The sequence below is a fragment of the Pseudomonas sp. 15A4 genome (assembly GCF_016925575.1).
GTDB lineage: Bacteria > Pseudomonadota > Gammaproteobacteria > Pseudomonadales > Pseudomonadaceae > Aquipseudomonas.
In genome coordinates this window covers 3,693,607-3,707,389 of the sequence record NZ_CP068986.1, presented here as the reverse complement: position 1 = coordinate 3,707,389, position 13,783 = coordinate 3,693,607, and the positions used below count along the sequence as shown (strand labels likewise).

Here is a 13,783-nt window from a genome sequence, read left to right as displayed (position 1 = left end):
TGCCATTACTACGACAGCACCGCATTCCACGGAGTGCGCGCGTCGCCAAGGGCCAGGGCTTTGATTGCCACAACGTCATACTTCCAGCTGCCGGGACTTTTATGAGATCACGCAAGAAAACCGTCAACCCGATCGGGTTGCAAGACATCACTATTGTCGACGATGCCAAGATGCGGAAGGCCATCACGGCCGCCGCGCTGGGCAATGCAATGGAATGGTTCGACTTCGGCGTCTACGGCTTCGTGGCCTACGCACTGGGCAAGATCTTCTTCCCCGGCGCCGACCCCAGCGTGCAGATGATCGCGGCCCTCGCGACCTTTTCCGTGCCCTTCCTGATTCGCCCTATCGGCGGCGTGTTCTTCGGCGCCATCGGCGACAAGTACGGGCGACAGAAAGTCCTCGCCGCGACCATCGTCATCATGTCCCTCAGCACCTTTGCCATCGGGCTGATTCCCTCGTATGAATCCATTGGCATCTGGGCGCCGATTCTGCTGCTGCTGGCCAAGATGGCCCAGGGCTTCTCGGTCGGCGGCGAGTACACCGGCGCCTCGATCTTCGTCGCCGAATACGCGCCGGACCGTAAACGCGGTTTCCTCGGCAGCTGGCTGGACTTCGGCTCGATCGCCGGTTTCGTCCTCGGGGCCGGGGTCGTTGTGCTGATTTCCTCTGTGGTGGGTGAAGAGAAGTTCCTCGAATGGGGCTGGCGTCTGCCGTTCTTCCTCGCCCTGCCCCTGGGTATGGTCGGTCTCTATCTGCGTAATGCTCTGGAAGAAACCCCGGCGTTCCAGCAGCACGTTGAAAAACTCGAGCAAGGCGACCGCGAAGGCCTGGCCCACGGCCCGAAAGTCTCCTTCAAGGAAGTCGCGACCAAGCACTGGCGCAGCCTGCTGACCTGCATCGGCGTGGTCGCGGCGACCAACGTCACGTACTACATGCTGCTCACGTACATGCCCAGCTACCTGTCGCATAACCTGCATTACAGCGAAGACCGCGGCGTGCTGATCATCGTGGCGATCATGGTCGGCATGCTCTTCGTGCAGCCGCTGATCGGCTTTCTCAGCGACAAGATCGGCCGTCGTCCCTTCATCATCGCGGGCAGCATTGCCTTGCTGGTGCTGTCGATTCCGGCGTTCAAGCTGATCAACAGCGGCCAGTTGGGCCTGATCTTCGCCGGTCTGCTGCTGATCGCGGTGATCCTCAACTTCTTCATCGGTGTGATGGCCTCGACGCTCCCGGCGATGTTCCCCACCCACATCCGCTACAGCGCGCTGGCCAGTGCCTTTAACGTCTCGGTATTGATTGCAGGTCTGACCCCGACCGTGGTCGCCTGGCTGGTTGAAACCACCCAGGACCTTTACATGCCGGCGTACTACCTGATGGTGGTGGCAGTGGTGGGCCTGATCACCGGCCTGACCATGAAGGAAACGGCGAACAAGCCTTTGCGTGGTGCAGCGCCGGCAGCATCTGACCTCAACGAGGCCCGTGAGCTGCTGCAGGAGCACCACGACAACATCGAGCAGAAGATTGAAGACATCGACACGCAGATTGCCGAACTGCAAGCCAAACGCGAGAGCCTGGTTCAGCAGCACCCGCGTATAGATTGATTCTGGTGGGACCGGCTTCAGCCGGGAAGAGGCCGGTTTATACACCATCAGTGTTGTGGTGTAGCACACGACGCCTTCCCGGCTAAAGCCAGTCCCACGCCCCCTGCCGTTCGCGGCCATTTCTGCAAATTTGTCGGAACCGCTGCGTCCCTCTCCCGGTCAGGTCTTGCATGAGCATTCAACCGCATCTGTGCAAGCGCAGACCTGCGGACAGAGAACTGAAAGGCAGCCTTCCCATGACCGACATCATTGATCACTTGCCCCCGGTGCTGCGACCGCAAAGCGAGCGCATCCTGGCGGATATCCATGCGTCCGGCTCGACCATCGACGCCGTCAAGAACGGCGCTCAGGCCAACGGCTTCGTGCTCGGTCTGCAGTGCTGCGGCGGCATTGACGCGCAGCAGGCCGAGGCGCTTTCGGAGTTCTACGACAAGGTCGTGGAATGCCGGTTGAAGCGGCTGACGCTCGGGTTGTCCTGAGCCGACGTTGTGCAGCGTGCCTGAGCGCCGGGCATCTCCCTTTCTATTTTTAGCCATTGTCAGCGGATGACATGTTTACCAACGGAGCCACACCATGCGATCCAATACCTCCTTCCTTTTTGACCTCGACGGCACCTTGACTGACAGCGTTTATCAGAACGTCACGGCGTGGAAGGAAGCCCTCGATTCGGAAAACATCCCACTGGCGATGTGGCGAATCCACCGCAAGATCGGCATGAGCGGCGGTTTGATGTTGAAGATGCTGTCCCGGGAGACCGGGATGGAGATCAGTGAGGCGCAGGCCGATCGGTTGAGCAAAAAGCACGCTGAGGCGTACGAGAGAACCCAGGATCAGATCATTGCGTTGCCCGGCGCTGTTGATTTGCTGAAGACGCTGGACGATGAGGGCTTCCCGTGGTGCATCGCGACCAGTGGGGAGATGTCGACGGCGAAGATCAATTTGAAAGCGTTGGGTCTGGACCCGAAGAAGATCAATCTGATCACGCGCGATGATGTGAAGAACGGCAAGCCGGACCCGGATTTGTTCGTGACGGCGGCGAAGAAGATTGACGCGAAAATCGAGGATTGTCTGGTGGTCGGTGATGCGATCTGGGACATGCTCGCGGCGCGGCGGTGTAAGGCGACGGGGATCGGGCTGCTTTCGGGTGGGTACGATACGAGCGAGCTGGAGCGGGCCGGGGCGTTGCGGGTGTATGAGGATCCGTTGGCGATGCTCAATCATCTGGATGAGATCGCGACGCGGGAGTAGTGCTCGGCAGGTCTGGAACGTCGAGATCAAGAGCGTCGGCCTAACGGCCTCGGTTTCGCCTTCGGCGAGTTACTTGGAAAAGCACCCCAAGTAACCAAGGGTGCTTGCTCTCGGTTTGGCCCGACTTCGTCGGGTTCCTCACTCCGACGACGCTCCGTGGGCCCGCGCCGAACGGACATCCATGTCCTGACGGCGCTCTCGCGGCATCCATGCCGCTCGGCCCACTGCGCATCGTCTGCGTTCAGCCTGCACCAAAGTCGCGATTGGCGGTGACTGGGCTCTTTTGTGTACGAAGATCAAAAGCAGATCAAAGCTTCTCGGCTAAAGCCGGTCCCACTGAACTGGCTTTAGCCGGGAAGAGGCCGGCCGGATTACCGCCAATTTTGCTGAATGCACGCGCTGCTGGTAGTGGGACCGGCTTCAGCCGGGAAGAGGCCAGCCGGATCACTCCCAATTTCGCCGCATACACGCGCTGCTCTTAGTGGGACCGGCTTCAGCCGGGAAGAGGCCAGTGCATGCACCATCAATTTCGCTCGATGAAGCCATCCCGACGATTTAATCGTTCCCACGCTCCGCGTGGGAACGCATCCTCCGACGCTCTGCGTCGCATCAGTCAGCTGCGGGGCGCTGCCTTCACTTGCCGGCCTGATAAACCGGATAGTCGACATAGCCCACTTCAGTCCCGCCATACAACGTGGCCGGGTTAACGGGGTTGAGGGGCCAGCCGTTGGCGATGCGTGCCGGCAGGTCGGGGTTGGCGATGAAGGGGCGGCCGAAGGCGATGAGGTCGGCCAGACCGGCGTCGATCAGGCGGTTGCCACGTTCGGCGGTGTAGCGGCCGGCGTAGATGATGCGGCCGGTGAAGGCTTCGCGGATGGCTTTGCGGAAGGTGTCCGGCAGTTCGGGGGCGTTGTCCCAGTCGGCTTCGGCGATGGAGACGTAAGCGACGCCTGCATTTTCCAGGACCTTGATGGCTTCGACGTAGGTGTGGTGCGGGTCGCTTTCCACCAGGCCGATGTAGACGCGTTCTTCATCGGTGCTGGCGAACAGTGGCGAAAAGCGCACACCCAGACGGTCCCCGCCTACCGCTTCGGCGACGGCAGTGACGATCTCGCGCAGGAAGCGCAGGCGGTTTTCCAGCGAGCCGCCGTATTCGTCGTCCCGGTGGTTGGCGTGTTCGGAGATGAACTGGTTGACCAGGTAACCATTCGCCGCGTGAATTTCCACGCCGTCAAAACCCGCTTCGATGGCGTTTTTCGCCGCCTGGGCGTACAGCTTCACCAGCTCGCGGATTTCTTCGGCAGTCAGCGCGCGAGGCGTCGGCGGCACCACCAGTTGCCCTGCGCCCGGCCCGGTTTCGATGAACGCCTTGGCGTTGGCCGCCGGGATCGCCGAGGGGCAACCGGCGCTTCGCCGTTGGGCTGCAACGCGTGGTGGGACACACGGCCCACATGCCAGAGCTGAGCGAAAATCACGCCCTCTTCCGCGTGCACCGCGTCGGTCACTTTGCGCCAGCCTTCGACCTGCTCGGCGCTGTAGATGCCCGGGGTCCATGCATAGCCTTGGCCGCGCGGCTCGATCTGCGTGCCTTCGGTGATCATGAAACCGGCGGACGCACGCTGCTGGTAGTAGGTGGCCATGAGATCCGAAGCGATATCACCCGGCTGCAGGCTTCTCTGGCGGGTCAATGGCGGGAAGGCAATGCGGTTTTTCAGCACATGCCGACCAAGGTTAACGTGGGTGAGCAAGGGTTGCGTGGCCATAGGGTGATACTCCGTTAAGTCGTTGAAAGTTCTGATCAGACCGACCTGCGTAGACCAGTCGTCTAGTGGATGGCCGGGAGTCTAAAGTGCACCCGCACGCCCGGCAATGTCAGATTCGCAATGATTCCGGACATCGACCGCAGACAGCGCCACTTGCAGAATCTTGCGCTTTTAGCCCCTACTGCGCTGGCGACCCGTTGCACCCTGTCATCGCGGCCTTATGATTCTGCGCATTGAGCGTTGGAAACCCGACACCGCAACATCGCGGTTGATCGACTGCCAATCCGCATTTGAACGGACCTCCCCATGAACATCATCCGCAGCAAAGACTTCACCGGTGAGCGCCCGTGGGCCGCGTTGGACATCGCCAACATGAACGGCATCACCACGCGCCTGCACTGGACCGATCAGCCCTACAAATGGCACGTCAACGACGGTCAGGAAGTATTTGTGGTGCTGGACGGGCAAGTGGAGATGCGTTTCAAGCAGGACGGCGTCGAGCAAAGGACCGTGCTGCAAACGGGGGATATTTTCTACGCCTCCATCGGCACGGCCCACGTTGCCCACCCGCTGGGTGAAGCGCGCGTTCTGGTGATCGAGAGCGAGGGCAGCGTGTGAGCCAAGCTGCCTGATCACTGCAAAGTGGTGGTACTTGGACGGGCCCCTTCCCGGCTGAAGCCGGTCCTACAACAACAACGCATGCATCCAGCAGGACCGCGTACTCCCGTAGGACTGGCTTTAGCCAGGAAAGCGTCAGAGGCCACACCGCTAGACCCAGGGTGTTCGAAATGACCGCTTTCCGGCTACCAGCCACAAGCTCGATCAATCAGGGCTTCCACGCCCCGCCTTCAACGATCACCGCCGACGGTTCGGTGTCCGCCGCCAGTTGATCCCGCACGTACTGGTTGTAGAGCGTGAGCAGGTACTTCTGCTGACCGAGGCTGGCCAGTTCGGTGTTCACCCAATCGCGCAGTTCCGTGTTGCCCTTCTTCACCGCCGGGGCGATCGGCGCTTCGTCGTCGAGTTTCTGCGCCAGCACGCGATAGCCCGGGTTTTGCTTGGCCCAGCTGAACAGCACCAGGTTATCCTGGGCATAAGCATCGCCTCGGCCGTTGGCCAGCGCCTGCAGCGACTCGGAATTCTTCTCGAACTTGAGCAGCTTCCAGTCGGGGTGGTTCTTGGTCAGCCAGATATCCGCCGTGGTGCCGGTGGTGACGATGACGGTTTTGCTGGCCAGATCGTCCAGCGTCTTCACCGGGCTGCTGTCCGGCACCAGCGCCTGCACCGCGACGCGCAGGTTGGGGTGGGTGAAATCGACCACTTGCGCCCGCTCCGGCGTCACCGTCATGTTGGCGAGGATCAGGTCAACCTTGTCGCTCTGCAGAAACGGAATCCGGCTGGCGGGCTCTACCACCACAAACTCGATCTTCTTCTCGTCGCCGAGCAGGTCCTTGGCGAAGCGCCGCCCCAAGTCCGTGTCAAAGCCGACGTAGTCGCCCTGTTCGTTGACGAAGCCGAAAGGTGGTTTGTCGCTGAAAACGCCGACAATCAACTTGTCGCGCGCCTTGATTTTTTCCAATGACCCTGCGGCAGAGTCGGCAGCATGGGCGGCAGCCGTGCCCACCAGCAATCCGAGGGCGAGCAGTGGCAGTACAAAGGCAGATTTAAGGGTCACGATGCTTTCCTTTTTGGCATGTTTTCTACGTAGGAGAATTTCTCCAGGAACTGCTGCGCGCGTGCGGTCTGCGGGGCGCTGAAGAAGGATTCGGGGTCGCTCTGTTCGGCGATACGGCCGCCGTCCATGAACAGGATTCGATCGGCCACCGCGCGGGCGAAGGCCATTTCGTGGGTGACGATCAACAAAGTCATGCCACTGCGGGCCAGGTCGAGGATGACTTCCAGCACTTCCTTGACCATTTCCGGATCAAGCGCAGCCGTGACTTCGTCGAACAGCATGACCCTGGGGTTCATGCACAGCGCGCGAACGATGGCGATGCGTTGCTGCTGGCCACCGGAAAGCTCGCGCGGGTAGGTGTCGCGCTTGTCCAGCAGGCCGACACGGCTCAGCAGCGTCTCGGCCTGTTGCTGCGCGTCGACCCGTGTGCGCTTCTGCACGCTCAGCGGCCCGAGCAAAATGTTCTCCAGCACGGTCATGTGCGGGAACAGGTGGTAGCTCTGAAACACCATGCCGATCTGTTGCCGCACCTGACGCCAATCGGTATTGGCCGGCAGGTTCTGACCAGCGAAACAATACTGCCCGGCGTGGCCCAGTTCGAGACCGTTGAGGCAACGCAGCAGGGTGCTTTTGCCGCAGCCGCTGGGCCCGAGGATCACCACCACTTCGCCTTCGCGAACGCTCAGGTCAACGTCTTGCAACACCGGCACGGAACCGAAGTTTTTGCTGAAGCGGGTCAGTTCTATCAATGGGCTCATGAATGATTCCAACGCCGCTCGAGCACCCGCGAAGCGGCCGACAGCGGATAACAGGCAAGAAAGAAGAATACGAACAGGAAGCCGTAGATCAGCACCGACTCATAGGTTCGTTCGATGATTTGCTGGCCGATCTTGATCACGTCAACGACGCCGATCAGCACCGCCAGGGAACTGGTTTTGATCAGCCGGGTGAAGACGTTGATCAGCGGCGGCGTCATGCGTCGCAGCGCCTGAGGCAGCAGCACGCGGCCGTAAAGCTGCAACGGGCCCAGGCCAATCGCAAGACCCGCTTCCCGCTGCCCCCTCGGAATCGAGCGCAGTGCGCCACGCACCACTTCGCCGGTTTCACTGGCGCCCCACAGCGATAACACCAGCACCGCGCACCAGAAACCCGGGATGCTCCAGCCAAGAAAAATCGGCAAACCGAAGAAGAACAGGTACAACCAGACCAGCACCGGGATCGCCCTGAACAGTTCCAGGTAGACCAGCAGCACCCCGTCGATCCAGCGCACGCCAAGGTTGCGCAGCACGCCATAGATCACACCGCCAACACTGCTGAAGGCGATCGCCAGCAGCGAAATGCCCAGCGTGCGGCCGATGCCCTGGGCCAATTGCGGCGCCGACACCCACAACAATTCAAGACCCGAACTGGCCATGCTGGAGCCTCCTTTCAATCAGGCGCAGCAGCAGCGACAGCGGCACGAACAGCAGCACGCAGAGGCCGGTCATCACCGCGAGCATTTCGTAGGTTTTGTAATACAGCGCGATGTAGCTCTTGGTGGTGTAGAGAATTTCCGGCACCGCCACCGCCGAAACCACGGTGGTTTCCTTGAGCAGGAAGATGAAATTGGCGAACAGCGCCGGCAGGCTGAGGATCCCGGCCTGGGGCAGAATGACGTGGCGCAGTAACTGCCAGCGCGACAGGCCGATGGACAGCCCCGATTCGATCTGCGATTTGGGCACCGCGTCGATGCCCGCGCGCAGGATCTCGGTCAGGTAAGCGCCGCCCATGAAAGTCATGGCAATGATCGCCGAGGCAAACCCGGAGATGCGGATCCCCAGGGTCGGCAGCGCGAAGTAGATGAAAAACAGCTGGATCAGCAACGGCGTGTTGCGCGCCAGCTCCACGTACACCCGTACCAGTGGGCGCAGGATGGGCACGCTGAACGCAGTAATCGCGGCATTGATCAGCGCCACGCACAGCGACGTGCCGATGGCGATGAAGCCGACCTGCAACGTGACTCCAACGGCGCTGACGAACGCGGGCAGCGTGGACACGACAAATTCAACATCGAACGCCATATCAACCCTGGTCCTGGGTGATGAGGTTGTCGCCATCGAGGCGTCGATGGATGCCGGCCGGTCCCGGCGCTGAAAGGTTGTGAGGGTTTGATGATGGGGCTGTAGACACAATTACTCCTGCCAATGACTGCCAAAACGTGACGCCATAAGCGGGTCGACACGGGTTCGTTTGCGGGTCATTGCAGGCTTTATGCCACGCCGGAAAGTCCCGGGGTTTCAGGGCAATCGGGGGTGTGAAGGGGCGTAACTGTTTGTTTTCCATGGAAAGTGGTGGAGTGCTGTTGCTGGGGCAACAGTGTCAGCGGCTTACAGGGTTGCAGGTCCTAAGCACAGGCCGCCACCGCGCTTACCCAAGGCCTTGCCATGACAGGCTTTTTTGCCGAAGTCCGCTTCGCGATCTGTGTACGCCACTGATGCTGCGGTGTGATAGCCGACGCCTTCCCGGCTAAAAACGGTCCCACAGGTGATCGCGGTCTTACCTTGTTGATACGGTGCTGCGAAACGGGGCCGGTGGAACGCGCGGCTGGCATTCCGTTCAGCCCGTGTGGGGACTCTGACAGACATCCGGGTGCCTGTTCCTGCCAAACCGCCCTCGCCTGCGTTTCAAGCCGGACACGCTGCGTATACTCAAGCGCGACGAAGCACAAGACGTCGGACCGCCGGGGGCTACGATGCTGGACGAACATCAATCTCCTCTTTACACGCGCTTCCCGCCGCCAGCGGAGCAGCACTGGCCGGATGCGATTCGGCACCCTTCCCTGCCCCCTCTGGCGCACCCGACAGCACACCGCCCAGGGGGCTGCGATCAGGTTGCTGCCGCGCAAAGCGACTATGCTCACACTCTCCACGTCCGAAAGATGGCCGAGTTCAGCGCCTCCATCGCCCATGAAATCTGCCAGCCCCTTTTGGGCATCGCCGCCAACGCCGCCGCCAGCCTGCGTTGGCTGCAACGCGACGTGCCGGACGTCGACGAAGCCATCGCCGGCTTGAAGGACATCCGCGCCGGCTGCGAACGCGCCGCCAACATCGTCAAAGCCCTCGGCGCGCTGGCCCGTCAGGCGCCCTTGCAGCTGCGCGTCCTGAAAATTGACGATGTCATTCGCGACGCCGTCGGCCTAACCCAGCCGCTGTTGACTGCCCAGCGGGTACGGCTCGAAACCGGGCTATACGTCGACCAATCCATCGTCGCCGATGCCGTGCAGTTGCAGCAATTGCTGGTCAACCTCATCACCAATGCCGTGGAAGCCATGGCCGGCTCCGGCCGTGACGCCGCCGTGTTGCGCATCCATTCATTTTCCCTCGGCGACGGTGTCGAAGTCTGCGTTGAGGACAACGGCCCGGGCATCCCGCCTGACCGTCGCGAGCAGATCTTCGGCGCGTTCTACACCACCAAGACCAGTGGCCTCGGCGTCGGACTGGCGATCTGCCGCTCGGTGGTCGACGCGCACCACGGGCGCATCTGGGCACAAGCGTCGGCCAGCGGTGGCGCACGCATTCGCTTTCAGTTACCGACCTGCTGTTACTGAAAGGCGGTTATCAAGCCAGCCGCTCCCGATTCCTCTGATCAAGCCCGGTTCAATCAACCGCGACAAACCCGCCGAACTCATCCAATTGGCTTCCAAACGCCAATCATTCACATTCATTCGCACAATCCCCTAGAATGCCGCCTGGATTCAGGCTCGTCGCCCTGCGCTGGCAGTGGCGGTAATAGAAAGGCAATCAAGGCATGCGCGACATCTCAGGGCAGAAAACGGTGGCGGTGGTGCTGTTCAACGACGTGCTCATGCTCGACGTGACCGGCCCCATGGACGTTTTTTCGATCTCCAATCGACTGCTGGCGCCGGAAAAACAGTATCGACTGATCACGGTGGCCGAACCTCCGCTGCTCATCCGCAGCTCCTGCGGGCTCAAGGTCCAGGCGGATGTGGCGCTGGCCGATCTGCCCCCCGACGTTGACCTGCTACTGGTCCCCGGCGGGCCAGGTGCGTACGGCGTCAGCCATCCTCAGCTCACCGCCTGGCTACCGGCCGCCGCCCAGGGCGCCCGGCGTTTCGGGGCGATCTGCACCGGCGCGTTTCTGCTGGGTGACGCTGGTCTGCTCGACGGCTACCGCTGCACCACCCACTGGAACTACGTCGAGCGCCTGGCTCGGCGTTTCCCTGCCTCCCGCGTCGAGACCGAGCAGATCTACGTCGTCGACCGCAACCTGATCACGTCCGGTGGTATTACGGCGGGCATCGACATGGCGCTGGCTATTGTCGCGGAAGACCACGGCAAAGAGATCGCCCTGGAGGTGGCCAAAGTGCTGCTGGTGGTCATGAAGCGTCAGGGCGGTCAAACACCCTACGGCCCGTTGTTGGCGGCAGTACCCCGGGATGACAGCGCGATCGCCCGGGTGCAGGCCTACGTCGTCGACCACATTGATGAGGCCTACACCGTGCAGCGCATGGCCGACCTGGCAGCGATGAGCCCGCGCAATTTCGCCCGGGCGTTCCAGCGCGAAGTCAGCCTGACGCCCATGCAATTTCTGCTCAACGCGCGCATCGATCACTCGCGCAAACTGCTCGAAGGCAGCGACCTGCCCCTCAAGGTCGTGGCCAGTCGCTGCGGCTTTGGCAGCGCGCGGCACATGCGCAAGGCGTTCAGCGAGCGCATTGGCGTGACGCCCGGCCAATACCGTCAGCAGTTCGGCGGCGACTGAACGAGTGCGCGCGTCAGTCATCTGATCTTCAAGGCGGCCGTTGCGCCGCGCGCTCGCAGACACGCACACTGCACTGCGTACCTGACACACACCGTTAACCGCTGGAAGGACTTGCCCATGACCACCCACACCGAAACCGCGCTGCTCGCCGGAGGCTGCTTCTGGGGCATGCAGGACTTGCTGCGCCGCTACCCCGGCGTCGTGTCGACCCGCGTCGGCTACTCCGGTGGCGACGTTGACAACGCCACCTATCGCAACCACGGCACCCACGCCGAAGCCATTGAAATCGTCTTCGACCCCAAGCAGATTTCATACCGCAAAATCCTTGAATTCTTCTTCCAGATTCACGATCCGTCGACCCCGAACCGACAGGGCAACGACGAGGGCGTGAGCTATCGCTCGGCGATTTTCTACCTCAGCGACGAGCAGAAGGCAGTCGCACTGGACACGGTGGCCGATGTGGAGGCGTCGGGCCTGTGGCCGGGCAAAGTCGTCACCGAAATCGCCCCCGCCGGCCCGTTCTGGGAAGCCGAGCCCGAGCATCAGGATTACCTGGAACGCATCCCCAACGGCTACACCTGCCACTTCATTCGACCGAACTGGACATTGCCTGTGCGCGACAAGGCCACCACGGCCTGATTGTGCGCCGCAAGACCGGGGACCGCCGTGCCAGAGCGGTCCCCGTCCTGGTCACCGGTTTTGCCACGTGACGCCGGAGTGCATAACCTCATAACCAAACGATATTTAGCCAATTCTTTTTAGAACTCTATGATTTGTGGCTTGCGCCTTCCCGCGCTTCACTCACGCCACGAGCCCCGCCATGCCCTTTCCACGCACAACCGCAGGCACTTTCGTCCGACACGCCTGGCTGATCGGCCTGCTCGCTGCGATGGCGAGTAGTTTCGCGGTGTCGGCAAATGCGCGAGAAACGGTGCGAATCGGCTATCAGAAATCTTCCACCCTGATCACCCTGCTCAAGACCCAGGGCACTCTCGAGCAGGCGCTGGGCAAAGACAACATCGACATCACCTGGCATGAATTTCCCAGCGGTCTGCCCCTGCTTGAAGCACTCAATGTCGGCAACGTCGACATCAGCGCGGACGTCGCCGACACCGTGCCAATCTTCGCCCAGGCCGCGAAGGCCAGGCTCACCTATTTCGCTGAAGAGTCGCCTTCGCCCGCCGCCCAGGCCATCGTTGTGCGCAATGACTCGCCGATCCGCCAGTTGTCGGATTTGAGAGGCAAGAAGATCGCCGTGACCAAGGCGGCCGGTACCCATTACCTGTTGATCGCCGCGCTGAGCAAGGCCGGCCTTTCGTTCTCCGATATCCAGCCGGCGTACCTGTCCCCGGCAGACGGCCGAGCGGCGTTCGAGAATGGCAAGGTCGACGCCTGGGTGGCGTGGGAACCCTTCCTCACCAGCGTGCAGCGCCAGTTGCCGACGCGCACGTTGACTGACGGCGTCGGCCTGGCCAGTTACAAGCGCTATTACCTGACCAGCACGGCCTACGCCAAGGCTCATCCGGAGGTACTGAAGCGGGTTTATGAACAGTTGCAACAGGCCGGCGGCTGGGTCAAAAGCCACCCCCGTGAGGCGGCGCAAGTGCTCGGCCCGTTGTGGGGCAATCTGGACGTGGACACCGTCGAGGCCGCCAACGCCCATCGCAGTTATCAGGTCAAGCCGGTGAAGGCAGACCAACTGGGCGAGCAACAGAAGATCGCCGACGCCTTTTTCAAGGCCGGGCTATTGCCCACTGCTGTGGATGCCAAGGACGTGGACATCTGGACGCCATGAACGGAGCACCTGGCGTAACCAACTGCTGCACCTGACCTTCATTCCCACTCTTGAGCGCACTTGATGAAAGGCTTAAAACCGCTGTCGCTGTCTGCCGCACTCGGCTCCGCCCTGCTGCTGAATGCCGTGTTTTCGTTCCCTGCCGTTGCCGGTCTGCTGGAAAAGGGCCGCAGCCAGGGCCTGACCGCCGGCATCGCCAATGAGCAACCCTATGCGTACGTGGGCACCGACGGGAAAATCGTCGGCGCCAACGTCGAGATCCTCCGGGCCATTCTCGAACCGCTGGGCGTCACCAAGGTTGAACTGCCCATCACCGAGTTCGGCTCGCTGGTGCCGGGTCTCGCGGCAGGTCGTTTCGATCTGATCGGTGCCGGCCTGTTCATCAATCCGGCGCGCTGCAAAGTCATTGGCTATTCGAACCCGGTCACCCGTTCCGGCGGCGCGTTTCTGGTCAAGGCCGGCAACCCGCTGAAGCTGCACAGCCTCAAGGACGTCGCGGCCAACGGCAAGGCGCGCCTGGCGACCCAGCCAGGCAGCAATCAGGTGCAGGAAGCCAAGGACAGCGGCATCAGCAATGGCAACGTCGTGCTCTTCGACAAGGACACCGAAGCCCTCGCCGCGCTGCAGGCCGACCGCGTCGACGTGGTGTACTTCCCGGATGCCGAAATCATCGGCCTGCTGAAAAAAGCCGAAGGCACGCCGGTTGAACGGGCGCTGCCGTTCGAGCAGATCCCGGATGCCGACGGTAAGCCGACCTGGAATTACCACGCCTACGGCCTGCCGAAAAACGATCCGGCGTTTATCCAGGCGTTCAACGAGCAACTGGCGAAACTGCGCGCTTCCGGCGACCTGCTGAAGATCCTGCAGAAATACGGCTACACCGAAAACGAACTGCCACCCGCAGACGTGACCGCCGAGCAGCGCTGCAATCGCTGAT

13 protein-coding genes and 1 pseudogene are annotated in these 13,783 nt (G+C 61.7%); 9 read left to right on the top strand and 5 right to left on the bottom strand.

From position 1 onward, the window contains the following. Positions 1-101 precede the first annotated feature (101 nt). The 3 genes from proP (at position 102) to JN403_RS16455 (ending at position 2,852) form a co-directional block, all read left to right on the top strand. Positions 102-1,604 carry a glycine betaine/L-proline transporter ProP gene (proP, locus tag JN403_RS16465; RefSeq protein WP_122624110.1) on the top strand — a complete coding sequence of 501 codons (1,503 nt, stop codon included), beginning with the start codon at positions 102-104 and terminating at the stop codon, positions 1,602-1,604. 236 nt (positions 1,605-1,840) lie between these two features. Next, complete coding sequence (locus JN403_RS16460) at positions 1,841-2,083, top strand: hypothetical protein (protein ID WP_122624111.1); 243 nt, start codon at positions 1,841-1,843, stop codon at positions 2,081-2,083. Between the two features lie 94 nt (positions 2,084-2,177). Next, positions 2,178-2,852 carry an HAD family hydrolase gene (locus JN403_RS16455; RefSeq protein WP_122624112.1) on the top strand — a complete coding sequence of 225 codons (675 nt, stop codon included), beginning with the start codon at positions 2,178-2,180 and terminating at the stop codon, positions 2,850-2,852. A 633-nt stretch (positions 2,853-3,485) separates the two neighbouring features. Here the strand turns inward: JN403_RS16455 and JN403_RS16450 are convergent. Further along, positions 3,486-4,615, bottom strand: a pseudogene (locus JN403_RS16450) (alkene reductase). 306 nt (positions 4,616-4,921) lie between these two features. Between JN403_RS16450 and JN403_RS16445 the strand changes: the two are divergent. Further along, positions 4,922-5,233 (top strand): cupin domain-containing protein, encoded by a 312-nt coding sequence (locus JN403_RS16445; protein ID WP_172612315.1) that lies wholly within the window; start codon positions 4,922-4,924, stop codon positions 5,231-5,233. A gap of 208 nt (positions 5,234-5,441) precedes the next feature. Here JN403_RS16445 and JN403_RS16440 read toward each other — a convergent pair whose 3' ends face one another. Genes JN403_RS16440 through JN403_RS16425 form a run of 4 tightly spaced genes read right to left on the bottom strand, consistent with a single transcriptional unit; the run spans position 5,442 to position 8,350 of the window. Next, positions 5,442-6,293 (bottom strand): transporter substrate-binding domain-containing protein, encoded by an 852-nt coding sequence (locus JN403_RS16440; RefSeq protein WP_205487429.1) that lies wholly within the window; start codon positions 6,291-6,293, stop codon positions 5,442-5,444. Next, entirely contained in the window at positions 6,287-7,048 is a 762-nt protein-coding gene (locus tag JN403_RS16435) for an amino acid ABC transporter ATP-binding protein (protein WP_205483261.1), read from the bottom strand. The genes JN403_RS16440 and JN403_RS16435 overlap by 7 nt, the downstream gene beginning before the upstream one ends. Beyond that, complete coding sequence (locus tag JN403_RS16430; protein WP_205483260.1) at positions 7,045-7,704, bottom strand: amino acid ABC transporter permease; 660 nt, start codon at positions 7,702-7,704, stop codon at positions 7,045-7,047. The genes JN403_RS16435 and JN403_RS16430 overlap by 4 nt, the downstream gene beginning before the upstream one ends. Beyond that, positions 7,685-8,350, bottom strand: a complete 666-nt coding sequence (locus JN403_RS16425) for an amino acid ABC transporter permease (RefSeq protein ID WP_205483259.1) — start codon at positions 8,348-8,350, stop codon at positions 7,685-7,687. Before JN403_RS16425 ends, JN403_RS16430 begins: the two co-directional genes overlap by 20 nt. An 857-nt stretch (positions 8,351-9,207) precedes the next feature. Between JN403_RS16425 and JN403_RS16420 the strand changes: the two genes are divergently transcribed. The 5 genes from JN403_RS16420 (at position 9,208) to ehuB (ending at position 13,782) form a co-directional block, all read left to right on the top strand. Beyond that, positions 9,208-9,876, top strand: a complete 669-nt coding sequence (locus JN403_RS16420; RefSeq protein ID WP_205483258.1) for an ATP-binding protein — start codon at positions 9,208-9,210, stop codon at positions 9,874-9,876. 200 nt (positions 9,877-10,076) lie between these two features. Continuing rightward, a complete protein-coding gene (locus JN403_RS16415; RefSeq protein ID WP_205483257.1) occupies positions 10,077-11,051 on the top strand; it encodes a GlxA family transcriptional regulator in 975 nt (324 codons plus the stop codon). A 117-nt stretch (positions 11,052-11,168) separates the two neighbouring features. Further along, positions 11,169-11,690, top strand: coding sequence for a peptide-methionine (S)-S-oxide reductase MsrA (gene msrA, locus JN403_RS16410; RefSeq protein ID WP_205483256.1), 522 nt, complete (start codon positions 11,169-11,171; stop codon positions 11,688-11,690). A 250-nt stretch (positions 11,691-11,940) separates the two neighbouring features. After that, the gene (locus tag JN403_RS16405; protein ID WP_240357002.1) at positions 11,941-12,846 is read left to right on the top strand and encodes an aliphatic sulfonate ABC transporter substrate-binding protein; all 906 of its coding nucleotides are present in this window, start codon (positions 11,941-11,943) and stop codon (positions 12,844-12,846) included. A 63-nt stretch (positions 12,847-12,909) separates the two neighbouring features. Beyond that, the gene (gene ehuB, locus JN403_RS16400; RefSeq protein WP_205483254.1) at positions 12,910-13,782 is read left to right on the top strand and encodes an ectoine/hydroxyectoine ABC transporter substrate-binding protein EhuB; all 873 of its coding nucleotides are present in this window, start codon (positions 12,910-12,912) and stop codon (positions 13,780-13,782) included. Position 13,783 lies beyond the last annotated feature (1 nt).